At 62.4% G+C, this 13,535-nt stretch carries 13 protein-coding genes; 3 read left to right on the forward strand and 10 right to left on the reverse strand.

Annotated features, from left to right (window positions below; all coding sequences use genetic code 11):
• Positions 1-2 precede the first annotated feature (2 nt).
• Positions 3-1,604, forward strand: coding sequence for an arylsulfatase (locus tag NPS47_RS10305; RefSeq protein WP_274294884.1), 1,602 nt, complete (start codon positions 3-5; stop codon positions 1,602-1,604).
• Here NPS47_RS10305 and NPS47_RS10310 read toward each other — a convergent pair.
• Positions 1,576-2,283 (reverse strand): Crp/Fnr family transcriptional regulator, encoded by a 708-nt coding sequence (locus NPS47_RS10310; protein ID WP_274294885.1) that lies wholly within the window; start codon positions 2,281-2,283, stop codon positions 1,576-1,578. The genes NPS47_RS10305 and NPS47_RS10310 overlap by 29 nt on opposite strands.
• A 90-nt stretch (positions 2,284-2,373) precedes the next feature.
• Here NPS47_RS10310 and NPS47_RS10315 point away from each other — a divergent pair, with 90 nt between their 5' ends.
• Positions 2,374-2,880 carry a DUF962 domain-containing protein gene (locus tag NPS47_RS10315; RefSeq protein ID WP_274294886.1) on the forward strand — a complete coding sequence of 169 codons (507 nt, stop codon included), beginning with the start codon at positions 2,374-2,376 and terminating at the stop codon, positions 2,878-2,880.
• Between the two features lie 76 nt (positions 2,881-2,956).
• Here NPS47_RS10315 and pcaC read toward each other — a convergent pair whose 3' ends face one another.
• The 9 genes from pcaC to pcaR form a co-directional block, all read right to left on the reverse strand.
• On the reverse strand, positions 2,957-3,349 hold the full coding sequence (pcaC, locus tag NPS47_RS10320; protein WP_274294887.1) for a 4-carboxymuconolactone decarboxylase: 393 nt from the start codon (positions 3,347-3,349) through the stop codon (positions 2,957-2,959).
• 10 nt (positions 3,350-3,359) lie between these two features.
• Positions 3,360-4,151: a 3-oxoadipate enol-lactonase gene (pcaD, locus tag NPS47_RS10325; RefSeq protein ID WP_274294888.1), complete on the reverse strand. Its 792-nt coding sequence runs from the start codon at positions 4,149-4,151 to the stop codon at positions 3,360-3,362.
• 11 nt (positions 4,152-4,162) lie between these two features.
• Positions 4,163-5,527: a 3-carboxy-cis,cis-muconate cycloisomerase gene (locus tag NPS47_RS10330; protein WP_274294889.1), complete on the reverse strand. Its 1,365-nt coding sequence runs from the start codon at positions 5,525-5,527 to the stop codon at positions 4,163-4,165.
• A gap of 19 nt (positions 5,528-5,546) precedes the next feature.
• Complete coding sequence (locus tag NPS47_RS10335) at positions 5,547-6,836, reverse strand: MFS family transporter (RefSeq protein ID WP_274294890.1); 1,290 nt, start codon at positions 6,834-6,836, stop codon at positions 5,547-5,549.
• Between the two features lie 120 nt (positions 6,837-6,956).
• Entirely contained in the window at positions 6,957-8,162 is a 1,206-nt protein-coding gene (gene pcaF, locus NPS47_RS10340; protein ID WP_274294941.1) for a 3-oxoadipyl-CoA thiolase, read from the reverse strand.
• Positions 8,159-8,938 (reverse strand): CoA-transferase subunit beta, encoded by a 780-nt coding sequence (locus NPS47_RS10345; RefSeq protein WP_274294891.1) that lies wholly within the window; start codon positions 8,936-8,938, stop codon positions 8,159-8,161. Before NPS47_RS10345 ends, pcaF begins: the two co-directional genes overlap by 4 nt.
• Positions 8,935-9,795 carry a CoA transferase subunit A gene (locus tag NPS47_RS10350; RefSeq protein WP_274294892.1) on the reverse strand — a complete coding sequence of 287 codons (861 nt, stop codon included), beginning with the start codon at positions 9,793-9,795 and terminating at the stop codon, positions 8,935-8,937. Before NPS47_RS10350 ends, NPS47_RS10345 begins: the two co-directional genes overlap by 4 nt.
• A 234-nt stretch (positions 9,796-10,029) precedes the next feature.
• On the reverse strand, positions 10,030-11,376 hold the full coding sequence (locus NPS47_RS10355) for an MFS transporter (protein WP_274294893.1): 1,347 nt from the start codon (positions 11,374-11,376) through the stop codon (positions 10,030-10,032).
• 160 nt (positions 11,377-11,536) lie between these two features.
• Positions 11,537-12,412, reverse strand: coding sequence for a pca regulon transcriptional regulator PcaR (pcaR, locus tag NPS47_RS10360; RefSeq protein WP_274294894.1), 876 nt, complete (start codon positions 12,410-12,412; stop codon positions 11,537-11,539).
• Positions 12,413-13,019: 607 nt separating this feature from the next.
• Between pcaR and NPS47_RS10365 the strand changes: the two genes are divergently transcribed.
• Positions 13,020-13,220 (forward strand): hypothetical protein, encoded by a 201-nt coding sequence (locus tag NPS47_RS10365; RefSeq protein WP_038607407.1) that lies wholly within the window; start codon positions 13,020-13,022, stop codon positions 13,218-13,220.
• Positions 13,221-13,535 lie beyond the last annotated feature (315 nt).

Consider the following 13,535-nt stretch of genomic DNA (forward strand, 5'->3'; position numbering starts at 1 on the left):
CCATGAGCCAACGCCCCAACTTTCTGGTCATCGTTGCCGATGACCTGGGATTCTCCGACCTCGGTGCCTTCGGTGGTGAAATCGCCACGCCGAACCTGGATGCCCTGGCCACAGCCGGCCTGCGCCTGACCGACTTCCACACCGCACCAACCTGCTCGCCGACCCGCTCGATGCTGCTGACCGGCACCGACCACCACATCGCCGGCATCGGCACCATGGCCGAGGCGCTGACCCCGGAGCTGATCGGCAAGCCCGGCTACGAGGGTTACCTCAACGACCGGGTGGTGGCTTTGCCAGAGCTGCTGCGCGAAGCCGGGTACCAGACGCTGATGAGCGGCAAGTGGCACCTGGGCCTGAAAGCCGAACTGGCGCCCCATGCCCGTGGTTTCGAACGCTCCTTCGCCCTGCTGCCCGGCGCGGCCAACCACTATGGCTTCGAGCCGACCTACGACGAGCAGACCCCGCGTCTGCTCAAGTCGACCCCGGCGCTGTACATCGAGGACCAGACTTTCGTCGAGCAACTGCCCGAAGGCTTTTATTCCTCCGACGCCTTTGGCGACAAACTGCTGCAGTACCTCAAGGAACGCGACCAGAGCCGGCCGTTCTTCGCCTACCTGCCCTTCTCCGCGCCGCACTGGCCGCTGCAGGCGCCGGCCGAAGTGGTCGCCCGCTACAAGGGCCGCTACGACGCAGGGCCTGAAGTACTGCGCCAGGAACGCCTGGAAAAACTGCGCCAGCGCGGCCTGATCAAAGCCGAAACCCGTGCCCACCCGGTGGACAACCATTGGGATACGCTCAGCGATGAGCAGCGCCAGCGTTCGGCACGGTCCATGGAGGTATACGCGGCGATGGTCGAGCGCATGGACTGGAACATCGGCCGGGTCCTGGATTATCTGCGCAACCAGGGCCAGCTGGACAACACCCTGGTGCTGTTCATGTCCGATAACGGTGCCGAAGGCGCACTGCTCGAAGCCTTCCCCAAGTTCGGCCCGCACCTGGCCAGCTACCTCGACCAGCATTACGACAACAGCCTGGAAAACATCGGCCGGGCCAACTCCTACGTCTGGTATGGCCCGCAGTGGGCGCAGGCAGCCACCGCGCCATCGCGGTTGTACAAAGCCTTCACCAGCGAAGGCGGCATTCGGGTGCCGGCGCTGGTGCATTACCCAGCCCTCGCGCGTCAGGGGCAGATCAGCCATCAGTTCAGCACGGTGATGGACATCACCCCGACCCTGCTCGACCTCGCCGGTGTCCGCCATCCCGGCACGCGCTGGCGCGGACGCGATGTCGCGGCGCTGCGCGGCAAGTCATGGCTGGGTTACCTGTCCGGCGAGACCGAACAGGTGCATGACGACAACACCGTCACCGGCTGGGAACTGTTCGGCCGTCGGGCGATTCGCCAAGGGCAGTGGAAGGCCGTGTATATCCCGGGACCTGCGGGTCCGGCGACCTGGCAACTGTATGACCTGGCCAGCGATCCTGGCGAAATCGACGACCTGGCCCAGACACAACCGGCCAGGCTCCAGGCACTGCTGGCCGAGTGGCAAAAGTACGTCGAGGAAACCGGGGTGATCCTCAGCGAATCGCCGTTCCAGCCGGACTAGCCAGGGCTTGCAAGCGCGCGAGGTCGAGAATCTCGATCTCGCCATAGCCCAAACGTAGCGCGCCTTCCTGTTGCAACGACTTGAGGATCTGGTTGGTGGTCTGGCGCGACAGCGACAGCATCAGCGCCAGTTGCTCCTGGGACAGCTGCAGCACCCGCCGGGTGCCGTCCATCTCGCCATAACCGGCGGCAATCTGCAGCAGTCGATGGGCGACCCGCGGCGCCGCAGCCAGCAGGCTTTGCTGTTCAAGGGCGACGAACACCCAGCGCAGTTTCTGGCTCATCAGCAAGGCGAAGTCGCGCCAATGCTCAGGGTGCTGCGCCAGCAACGACAGCAGCGCGGCCTGCGGTATCCACAACAGGCGCACCGCCCCTTCGGCCTGGGCATCATGGGTACGCGGCTGACCGTCGAACAGGCTGATCTCGCCGAACCAGTGGGGTGCCTCGACCAGCGTCAGCAACGCCTCCTTGCCTTCGCTGCTGACCGCCCCGACGCGCATGCTGCCGGACAGTACCGCGTACAAACCGCAGGGCGCATCGCCGCGCTGGAACAGGTACTGCCCCGGCGCCAGCTCGCGCAGCCGCGCCAAGCCCGGCAGGCTATCCTGAAGGGACAGGGGCAGATGCTTGAACCAGTGGCCCTGGAGCAGGGTCTGGCGCCAGGCGGGATCGCTGTTCATAACGCCTCGAAGGTCAACTCTGTCGGCTAGCCGACAGACAGCCGGAATGTCTGCAGGGCAAGCTCACGTCACCCTTCAGGAGGAACAATAATGAAAAACCTCGTCGAACACCTCAGTCAATATGCGGCCTACCACCGTGACCCACGCAATATCGCCACCCACTTCGTCGGCATTCCGATGATCGTGGTGGCGGTGACGGTGTTGTTATCGCGTCCGGGGCTGGATCTGGCTGGCATGTGGCTGTCGCCAGCGTTGTTGGTGGCACTGGTGACGGCCTGGTTCTACCTGCGCCTGGATCAGCAGTTTGGTCTGATCATGGCGTTGCTGCTGGGCCTGTGCCTGTGGGCCGGCCAGGTGCTGGCGCTGCAAAGCACCCTTGTCTGGTTGAGCGCAGGGCTGGGTTTGTTCGTGGTCGGCTGGGTGATCCAGTTTGTCGGTCATCACTATGAAGGACGCAAACCAGCGTTTGTCGATGATCTGAGCGGATTGATCATCGGGCCGTTGTTCGTGGTTGCGGAGTTGGGGTTTGTGCTGGGGCTGCGGCCGGAACTGAAGCAGGCTATCGAACACAACGCCGGGCCGGTGGCGATTCGCTGAAAATTTGTCGCGGGGCAAGCCCGCTCCCACCGGGATGATGAAAACCTGTGGGAGCGGGCTTGCCCCGCGATCTGGCTCAACCTCTGGACTCAACTCCCAACTCATCCCACACCGACTCGGCCAGGTGGAAGGTCGCATTGGCCGCCGGAATACCGCAGTAGATCGCGCTCTGCATCAGCACTTCCTTGATCTCCTCACGGGTCACGCCATTGCTGGCGGCTGCGCGCAGGTGCAGCTTGAGCTCTTCGTTGCGGTTCATGCCGATCAGCATGGCGATGGTGATCAGGCTACGGGTATGCCGTGGCAAGCCCGGACGCGTCCAGATATCACCCCAGGCATGGCGGGTGATCATTTCCTGGAACTCGCTGTTGAACGCCGTCAGGTTGTTCAGGCTGCGGTCGACATGGGCGTCGCCGAGTACTGCACGGCGTACTTGCATGCCTTCTTCGTAACGTTGTTTTTCGTCCACGAATTGCTCCTCAACGGGCCAGCAAAAAGTCGATCACCCGGCGGCTGAACGGCTCGCCGACTTCGACGTTGGACAGGTGCGCGGCATGGAACTCGGCGTATTTGGCGCCTTGCACGTTCTCCTGGATGAACAGCCCACCCGCCGGCGGCGTCACCGCGTCGTGACTGCCGGAGATCACCAGCATCGGCGCCTTGATCACACCCAGCTGAGTACGGAAATCGGCATCGCGTACCGCACCACAGTTGGCCGCATAACCTTGTGGCGAAGTGGCGGCGAGCATGTCGGTGATGCGCTTGGCCTGGTCGGGGTTGGTCGAGGAATAGGCCGGGGTGAACCAGCGCTCGATCGAGGCATCGCGAAGACCGACCATCGCTTCTTTACCCTCGCGCAAGACCATCTCGATGCGCGGATTCCAGGTGTCCGGCGAGCCGATCTTGGCGGCGGTGTTGCAGACGATCAACCGGTTCAAGCGTTGGCCAGCATTGATCCCCAGCCACTGACCGATCAGGCCGCCCATGGACAAGCCACAGAAATGCGCACGTTCGATCTTCAGGGCATCCAGCAGTGCCAGTACATCCTGGCCCAGTTGCTCAATGCTGTACGGCCCTTCGGTTACCAGCGAGCCACCATGGCCACGGGTGTCGTAGCGCAGCACGCGAAAGTGCGCGGCGAAGGCCGGCATCTGGGTGTCCCACATGTGCAGATCGGTGCCCAGGGAGTTGGACAGCACCAACACCGGCGCGCCTTCAGGGCCGTCGAGTTGATAGTTGAGTGCGCCATCGGCGAGTTGTACCTGTGCCACTGCAGCCTCCTTCAGGCATTGAAACGGTGATGTTCGGCCAGCGCCCGCTCGACCCAGACACGGGCCTGACCGAGGTAATGGGCCGGATCGAGCAGACGATCGAGTTCGTCTGCCGAAAGTTCGGCGCTCACCTGCGGATCGTCGCCAAGCACGGCGCGCAGGTGGCGTTGTTCGGCTACTGCGCGTTTGCAGCAGGTTTCCAGCAAATGATGCGCGGTGTCGCGACCCAGGCGTTGGGCCAGAACAATGCTGACCGCTTCAGCCAGCACCAGGCCCTGAGTCAGATCGAGGTTATCGCGCATCCGCGCGGCATCGACCTGCAGGCCGTCGGCGATGATCTGCGCCTGACGCAACGCACCGGAGACCAGACAGCAGATGTCCGGCAGGGTCTCCCACTCGGCGTGCCACAAACCCAGGCTACGTTCATGCTCCTGCGGCATCGCGGCAAACAGGGTCGACAGCAATCCCGGCACCCGCGTTGCCGCGCCGATCAGCACGGCGGCACCCACCGGGTTGCGTTTGTGCGGCATAGTCGATGAACCGCCTTTGCCTGGCGCTGCGGGTTCGAAGACTTCCGCCGCTTCGGTCTGCATCAGCAGGCTGATATCGCGACCCATCTTGCCGAGGCTGCCGGCAATCAGACCAAGCACCGAGGCGAATTCCACCAGACGGTCGCGCTGGGTGTGCCAGGGTTGCTCCGGCAACTGCAGGTTCAACTGCGCCGCCAAGGCTTCGGCCACCGGCAGGGCCTGCTCACCGAGCGCCGCCAGGGTCCCGGAGGCACCGCCGAACTGCAGGGTGAGCAAGCGTGGTTTGAGTTCTTGCAGACGCTGACGATGACGGGTCAAAGCGCCCAGCCAGCCGGCGATCTTCATGCCCAGGGTGACGGGCGTTGCATGTTGCAGCCAGGTACGCCCGGCCAGCGGTGTATCGGCATGCGCCTCGGCCTGACGTGCCAGTGCGTCGGCCAGTTGTTGCAGATCAGTCTCGATCAGGCTCAAAGCTGCTCGCAGTTGCAGGACCAGGCCGGTGTCCATCGCATCCTGGCTGGTAGCCCCCAGATGCACATAACGCTCGGCTTCCGGCACACCACTGGCGATCACCTTGCCCAGCGCCTTGACCAGCGGAATCGCCGAATTGCCGGCAATGCCAATGGCTTCGGCCAGCGCGGCAAAGTCGTAGCGTTCGGCCTGACAGGCCGCCACGATAGGCGCCACCGCCACCCGCGGAATTACCCCCACGGCCGCTTCGGCGCGCGCCAGGGCCGCTTCGAAATCCAGCATGCCCTGCACCCGGCCTCGGTCGGAAAACACCTCGCGCATGGCGGGGGCAGTGAAGTAGGCATCGAACAGCTGATTGCCCGGTCGCGGGTTCATTTCCTAGTCCTTCAACAGGTCATTGATCGTGGTGCAGGTACGCCGCCTGTTTAGGCAAGCGCAGGCTGAACAGGAAGGCGATCGCCATCATGGCGGTAACGTACCAGTAAAAGGTGTTCTCCATGCCCATCGACTTCAACCCCAGCGCCACATATTCGGCCGAACCGCCAAAGATTGCGTTGGCCACCGCATAGGCCAGGCCGACACCCAGGGCGCGGACCTGCGGCGGGAACATCTCGGCTTTAACCAGGCCGCTGATCGAGGTATAGAAACTGACGATACACAGCGCCAGGGTGATCAGCACGAAGGCCAGGAACGGGCTGGTGACGGTTTTCAGCGCCATCAGGATCGGTACCGTAAACACGGTACCCAAAGCACCGAACAGCAGCATCGAATTACGCCGGCCAATGCGGTCGGAGAGCATGCCGAACAAAGGCTGCATGCACATGTACAGGAACAGTGCGCCGGTCATGATGAAACTGGCGGTCTTGGCGCTCATGCCGGCGGTGTTCACCAGGTACTTCTGCATGTAGGTGGTGAAGGTATAGAAAATCAGCGAGCCACCTGCGGTGTAGCCCAGCACGGTGATGAAGGCTGCGGTGTGGTGACGGAACAGCCCGGCGACACTGCCGGCCTCTTTGTCGTTACGGGTTTCGGCGCTGCTGGTCTCTTCCAGCGAGCGGCGCAGGAACAACGAGATCACCGCCGCAACCGCCCCCACCACGAACGGAATCCGCCAGCCCCAGGCACGCAGCTCATCCTCGCTGAGCAGTTGCTGGAGAATCACCACCACCAGCACCGCCAGCAGTTGCCCGCCAATCAGGGTCACGTACTGGAACGAGGCAAAGAACCCGCGCTGACCGCGCAAGGCCACTTCACTCATGTAGGTCGCGGTCGTGCCGTATTCACCGCCCACCGACAGGCCCTGGAACAGCCGCGCCAGCAACAGCAGCGCCGGCGCCCAGGCACCGATCGTGGCATAGGTCGGTAAACAGGCGATGACCAGGGAGCCGGCACACATCATCAGCACCGAGATCATCATCGAATTCTTGCGGCCATGCCGGTCGGCCACCCGCCCAAACAGCCAGCCACCAATCGGCCGCATCAGAAAGCCAGCGGCAAACACCCCGGCGGTGTTGAGCAACTGCACCGTCGGATCGTCAGAAGGGAAAAATGCCGGGGCAAAGTAAATGGCGCAAAAGGCATAGACATAGAAGTCGAACCACTCCACCAGGTTGCCCGAGGAGGCACCGACGATGGCGAAGATGCGCTTACTGCGTTCCTCACCGGTGTAATAGGCTGTTGTCATGGCAATTCACTCCTGGAGGGTTACTGGAGTCTAGACACAATCAGTAACACCCTCGTTCCACAAACAATCCCCCCGGCCCCGCGACCCTGCGTGGGAGCCGCGTGTCCGGGGGTATTGGCTTTACACCCGCTCGATGGCCAGCGCCAGGCCCTGCCCCACGCCGACGCACATGGTCGCCAGGCCCTTGCGGCCGCCGGACTTTTCCAGCTGATGCAAGGCAGTGAGGATCAGTCGCGCACCGCTCATGCCCAGCGGATGACCCAGGGCGATGGCGCCGCCATTGGGGTTGACCTGCGGCGCGTCGTCGGCCAGGCCCAGTTCACGAAGCACCGCCAGGCCCTGGCTGGCAAAGGCTTCGTTGAGTTCGATGACATCGAAATCACTCACCGCCACACCCAGGCGCTCGGTCAGCTTGCGTACTGCGGGCACCGGACCGATGCCCATGACCCGCGGCGCAACGCCGGCGCTGGCCATGCCCAGGACCCGCGCGCGTGGCGTCAGACCATGTTTTTTCACCGCTTCGGCCGAGGCCAGGATCAGTGCTGCGGCACCGTCATTGACGCCCGAGGCATTGCCTGCGGTAACCGTCTTGTCCGGGCCGTTGACCGGCTTCAGACGTGTCAGCGCTTCGAGGGTGGTATCGGCCCGCGGGTGCTCGTCGTGCTCGACAACGGTTTCGCCTTTTTTGTGGGCGATGCGCACCGGCACGATCTCTTCAGCGAAGAAACCTGCGGCCTGGGCGGCTGCGGTACGTTGCTGGCTGCGCAGGGCGAAAGCATCCTGGTCGGCACGCGAGACCTGGTAATCGTCGGCGACGTTGTCAGCGGTCTGCGGCATGGCATCGACGCCGTACTGGGCTTTCATCAACGGGTTGATGAAGCGCCAGCCGATGGTGGTGTCTTCCAGTTTCATGTTGCGCGAATAGGCGTTGTCGGCCTTGCCCATGACGAACGGGGCACGCGACATCGACTCGACGCCACCGGCAATCGCCAGCTCCATCTCGCCGCTGGCAATGGCGCGAAAGGCAGTGCCGACCGCGTCCATGCCTGAGGCGCAGAGACGGTTGAGGGTCACCCCCGGCACGCTGTCCGGCAGGCCCGCCAGCAGCAGCGCCATGCGCGCGACGTTGCGGTTGTCTTCACCGGCCTGGTTGGCGCAGCCGAGGAACACTTCGTCTACCTGATCCCATTGCACCTGCGGGTTACGCTCGATCAGCGCCTTGATCGGCACTGCCGCCAGGTCATCGGCACGCACACCGGCCAGGGCGCCGCCGAAGCGGCCAATCGGGGTGCGAATGGCATCGCAGATAAATACGTCACGCATCAGGCTTCTCCTGGCGCTTGGCCGTGGGCGGCGGCAGTGCGCGCTTCGAGGTCACGCAGGGCGCTGAGCTCGACGTCGCTTGGCTCGGCAGTGGTCTGCACGCTGTCGGCAAAGCGAATCGCCCAGCCCGTGGCGTCGATGATCTGCTCGCGGGTCACGCCCGGGTGGATCGAGGTCACGACAAATTCGTTGGTACCGGCTTCCGGCTCCATGATGCACAGGTCGGTGATGATCCCAACCGGCCCTGCGCCTGGCAGGCCCAGGCGTTTGCGCGAATCACCGCCCTCGCCGTGGCCGACCGAGGTGATGAAGTCGAGTTTGTCGACAAAGGCGCGGTTCGACTGTTTGAGGATGATCAGCACCTGCTTGGCGGAACCGGCAATCTCCGGCGCGCCACCAGCACCAGGCAGGCGTACTTTCGGGTTGTGGTAGTCACCCACCACGGTGGTGTTGATGTTGCCGAAACGGTCGACCTGGGCGGCGCCGAGGAAGCCGACGTCGATCCGCCCGCCCTGCAGCCAGTAGCGGAAGATCTCGCCGGTCGGCACCACGGTGTCGGCGGTTTCCGCCAGTTCACCGTCACCGATCGACAGCGGCAAAACGCTTGGTTTGGCGCCAATCGGGCCGGATTCGTAAATCAGCACCACGTCGGGCGAGGACGTCAGGCGCGCCAGGTTGGCGGCCTTGGAAGGCAGGCCGATGCCGACGAAGCATACTGCACCGTTGCGCAGACGACGGGCTGCGGCGACGGTCATCATTTCATTGGTGGAGTAGCTCATTGTGCAGCCTCCGAAGCGCTGGCCAGTTTTGCCTTGAATTCAGTGAAGTCGGCGGTGCCGCGAATGTATTCGTCGATCCAGGCAGTAAAGGCTTCGCGATTGCGCGCAATCGGGTCCCAGGCCTGGTAGAAACGGTTGTCACGCTCGTAGTAGCCATGGGCGTAGGACGGGTGGGCGCCGCCCGGCACCAGGCACACCGCCGACAGTGCCCAGGTCGGCAGCACACAGGCGTTCATCGGGGCGTTGAGGTCGTCGACGATTTCTTCGACAGTGACGATGCAACGCTTGGCCGCCAGCGCCGCTTCTTTCTGCACACCGAGAATGCCCCAGAGCAGCACGTTGCCCTTGCGGTCGGCCTTCTGCGCGTGGATCACGGTGACATCCGGGCGTACCGAAGGTACGGCGGCGAGTACTTCACCGGTGAACGGGCAGGTGACGCTCTTGATCAGCGGGTTGACCTTGGGCAGGTCGGAACCGGCGTAAGCACGCAGCACCGCGAACGGCAGGCCCGAGGCGCCGGCGACATAGGCGTTGGCCAGGTCCGCGTGGCTGTGTTCTTCGATCTCCATAGGCTGCGGCCATTGCTTTTCCACGGCATCACGCAGACGGTGCAGCGAGCCGACACCGGGGTTACCGCCCCAGGAGAAAATCAGTTTGCGCGCGCAACCGGCACCGATCAGCTGGTCGTAGATCAGGTCTGGAGTCATACGTACCAGGGTCAGCTCTTTCTTGCCCTGACGAATGATTTCATGCCCGGCGGCAGTCGGAATCAAGTGCGTGAAGCCTTCGAGGGCGACGCTGTCGCCGTCGTGGACGAACTGCTTCACGGCATCGTGGAGCGAGAGGATTTCAGCCATTGCAGACTCCTGGATATGCTGAGTCGAGGTCGGTGTGCATGGCGCCTTGGATGGCGCCGGTAGGACTTCAGATTAAGACGGGGCTGCGGGCGGTACAATCCGATAATCGACTAACTGTTCGATTATCGAACAAATTGTTGTTGTCCTAATGATGTGAAACGATCGCGGGGCAAGCCCGCTCCCACAGGGTCATCTCTGGCCCGGTGGGAGCGGGCTTGCCCCGCGATAACTCACTCAGGTGGCGTCGGCGTGGCTGACCATACCCTTGATCAGCACCGCCACCGTAGCCAACCCGGCCGGGATAACCAGCGCCGTCAGCACCTGCTCGAAGTTCCAGCCCAGTCCCAACAGGGTCGCGCCCATCCAGGCTCCGAGAATGGCGCCGAAGCGGCCAATCCCAAGCATCCACGACACGCCCGTGGCACGGCCCTGAGTCGGATAGAAGCGCGCCGCCAGAGAAGGCATGGCTGACTGCGCACCGTTGACGCACATACCGGCAATCAGTACCAGGGTCGCCAGCACGGTAATGTTGCCCAGGCTCTGGCCCACCGCGTAGGCAAACACCCCGGCCAGCAGATAGAAGGTGCCGATCACCTTGTGCGGGTTATAGCGGTCCATGGCCCAGCCCACCGCCACGGCGCTGAGGACTCCGCCAAACTGGAACAAGGCACCGATAAAGGCGGCCTGTTCCATGCTCGCGCCACTGTCACGCATCAGGGTCGGCAGCCAGCTGGTCAGCAGGTAGACAATTACCAGGCCCATGAAATAGGTCAGCCACAGCAACAAGGTGCCGACGCTGTAAGTGCCGGAGAAGATCACCGCAAAGACATTGCGCGCCTTCACGGTCTTTTGCTCGGGTACGCTGAAGCTCGAGGCCTGGCCGACAATGGCCGGATCGATCGGTGCCAGGGTCTGACGCACTTTGTCTGTACCGCGGTTGCGCACCACCAGAAAGCGCGCCGACTCCGGCAGCCACAGCAACAGCACCACCGCCAGCACCAGCGGCAACACGCCACCGATCAACAGCAGGCTATGCCAGCCGAACGCCGGGATCAGTTTGGCGGAAACGAAACCACCACCGGCCATCCCCAGGTTGAAACCACAGAACATGCTGGTGACCAGCAGCGATTTGAGCCGCTCCGGGGTGTACTCGGACAGCAGCGTGGTGGCGTTGGGCATGCCAGCGCCAAGACCCAGACCGGTCAGAAAGCGCAGCACCAGCAACTGGTCGACAGTGGTGCTGTAGGCCGAGGCCAGGCTGAAGGCGCCAAATACCACCACCGCCCCCACCAGCACCACCTTGCGCCCGAAACGGTCGGCCAAGGGGCCCGAACCCAGCGCGCCGAAGACCATGCCGATCAGCGCCGCGCTCATTACCGGGCCGAGGCTGGCGCGATCGATGCCCCAATCCTGGGACAGCGCCGGGGCAATAAAGCCCATGGCAGCGGTATCCAGGCCATCCAGAAAGACAATCAGGAAACACAGGATCACCACGCGCCATTGATAGCGCGACAGGGGTTGCGAATTGATAAAGGACTGCACATCAAGGCAGTTCCCGACAGCAGCGTGTGGACTGTTCATTATTTTTATCCAGTTTGAGCGCGCTTATGTGCGGGGCGCGCGTGAGCAACTCAATCGATCCAGGCAGATCGATCGGTGCGAAGGACATTAATAACAGGTCGAAAACTGCGCAATTCGATAAACGCAACACTGTGCGTTTATCGAACAGGAACGTACAGACTCAGGCAAACAGCTGGGTACTGAGGTCGCGGCTGGCGGCGAGCATGATTGGCAAGAAGCGTTGCTCAAGCTCGGTGCGGCTGACCCGGCCAGCATGGGTACTGACGTTTAGCGCCGCCAGCACCTGGCCGGAAGCATCGTAGACCGGCACGGCAATCGAACGCAGGCCCTGCTCCAGCTCCTGGTCGACCACGCACCAGCCCTGCTGGCGAACCTGTTGCAGGCATTCGAGCAACGCCACCGGATCGTGGATGGTACGACTGGTCTTGGCCTGCAGGTCGGCATGCTCCAGGTATTCGTGCAGGGTCGCGTCGTCCAGCGCCGCCAGAAGGATCCGCCCCATGGAGGTGCAATAGGCCGGCAACCGGCCGCCAACCGAGAGGTCCACCGAGATCAAACGCTGCACCGTTGCCGAGCGGGCTATATAAAGGATGTCGTCGCCTTCGAGGGTGGCCATGTTGCAGGCCTCGTGCAACTGATCGCTCATGCGGTCCAGGTACGGCTGGGCCGACACCGCCAGTGGCGTGGATGACAGGTAAGCGTGGCCCAGTGTCAGCACCTTGGGCAACAGCGAATAGGTGCGCCCGTCGGTGGTGGCGTAACCGAGCTTGATCAGGGTATGCAGGCAACGGCGCACTGCCGCCCGGGGAATTTCCGTGCGGTGGCTGATCTGCGCGATGGTCAGGTGGCGCTTGCGCTCCTGGAACGCCTGGACCACCGCCAGGCCGCGGGCCAGCGAGGTCATGAAGTCGGGATCCCCGGTGAAGGCCTGGATACGCCTGGCCGGTGACGCAACGATGGGGGGTGCCAGCGACGCAAACGAACTGCGCACCTGATCGTTCAATCCGGGCCCTTTGGGCGTTGTTTCTTCTGTCATGGCTCACCTCGACAACACAGTCACTGGGGCGATTATCGAACCAACGACCGATAATCGCAATTGACCGCTACCCTCAATTGCTTATACCTTTCCACCGCCACCATGTGGCTTCTTGGAGAGACTGGTCAGGTACCCACCGTAGAAGTCCCAGGCACGGCCTTGCCCACGAAGCAAGGCCGTTTTTTTCTCCCTCCTTGCCTGTGCAACAACAGTTGCCATTTGCTGAATAACTTCCCGTCTCAAGCAGGCGCTTAAGCAAAACGCCAGGCAAACTTAACAAGCCGGTAACAAAAGCCCATCTTTGTTGTCATTAGAGAAACAACAGAGTGGTACGCTGATCAAACTTGCTTGCTATAATCAAGTTCCGTTCCCGCTACCCCGCAGGGCTTTGCCGGATCCAATCCGCACTTGCCAGACGTTGTAGGGAGCGGACCCAGAGCAAGTGACACACGATTGAACACCCAGTTGTTCGTATCGACTTGCCCAATTCGAATCTACTGTTGCTGCGACAGTCATTACGCTCTGGCAGCGTAGCCACGTGCATGTTGCGCTATTGCGCAGCCTCACGCGTTAACGCCAGAGTTTATTCAAACCAACAGGTAGCACTGTGACGAAAGACGAACTGCGCGCGGAACTTGAGCGTCAGGAGCAACGTTACAAGGAAGTTTACGGCGGGGAAGTCACCACCTACGCCGCCCAACCCGACCCGGAGCGTAAGCCCTGGCGCAAACGAGCAAGCATTCTTGATCAGGCATTCGCCCAGGAACTGCAAAAGATCGAGAAAGAACTCAAAAGCGACGAGCCCTAGGCTACGACCATGGCGCCAGCTGATGGCGGTCGGATGACCGGTACTTGAGAAAAGTCCGGGGGGATGATCGTTACAGCTCCTATGCATGTCGTAACGGTTTCTCACAAATTTCATACAAACGTTTGAATTTTTAATGTGAGCAACCGCTCGCTGTAAACCCTTATATTTTCTCGATTTTTGGCGCTTTTAGCCGACATTTGTTTAATCATTCCCGACACTTGCCACCCCGGGAAAGCACCTCGGCGGCCAGCACCGGTCAGCGGCAGGTGCATCGATTAACAGGGATTTCTGGCATAATCGCGCCCCCTTATGACC

The organism is Pseudomonas putida (assembly GCF_028682475.1).
GTDB lineage: Bacteria > Pseudomonadota > Gammaproteobacteria > Pseudomonadales > Pseudomonadaceae > Aquipseudomonas > Aquipseudomonas putida_AG.

What these genes read in the sequence shown, in the direction of transcription:
- NPS47_RS10355 (WP_274294893.1), bottom strand. Translation starts at nt 11,376, where the DNA reads ATGAACAGTCCACACGCTGCTGTCGGGAACTGCCTTGATGTGCAGTCC.
- NPS47_RS10315 (WP_274294886.1), top strand. Translation starts at nt 2,374, where the DNA reads ATGAAAAACCTCGTCGAACACCTCAGTCAATATGCGGCCTACCACCGT.
- NPS47_RS10330 (WP_274294889.1), bottom strand. Translation starts at nt 5,527, where the DNA reads ATGAACCCGCGACCGGGCAATCAGCTGTTCGATGCCTACTTCACTGCC.
- NPS47_RS10335 (WP_274294890.1), bottom strand. Translation starts at nt 6,836, where the DNA reads ATGACAACAGCCTATTACACCGGTGAGGAACGCAGTAAGCGCATCTTC.
- NPS47_RS10310 (WP_274294885.1), bottom strand. Translation starts at nt 2,283, where the DNA reads ATGAACAGCGATCCCGCCTGGCGCCAGACCCTGCTCCAGGGCCACTGG.
- NPS47_RS10350 (WP_274294892.1), bottom strand. Translation starts at nt 9,795, where the DNA reads ATGGCTGAAATCCTCTCGCTCCACGATGCCGTGAAGCAGTTCGTCCAC.
- pcaR (WP_274294894.1), bottom strand. Translation starts at nt 12,412, where the DNA reads ATGACAGAAGAAACAACGCCCAAAGGGCCCGGATTGAACGATCAGGTG.
- NPS47_RS10345 (WP_274294891.1), bottom strand. Translation starts at nt 8,938, where the DNA reads ATGAGCTACTCCACCAATGAAATGATGACCGTCGCCGCAGCCCGTCGT.
- NPS47_RS10305 (WP_274294884.1), top strand. Translation starts at nt 3, where the DNA reads ATGAGCCAACGCCCCAACTTTCTGGTCATCGTTGCCGATGACCTGGGA.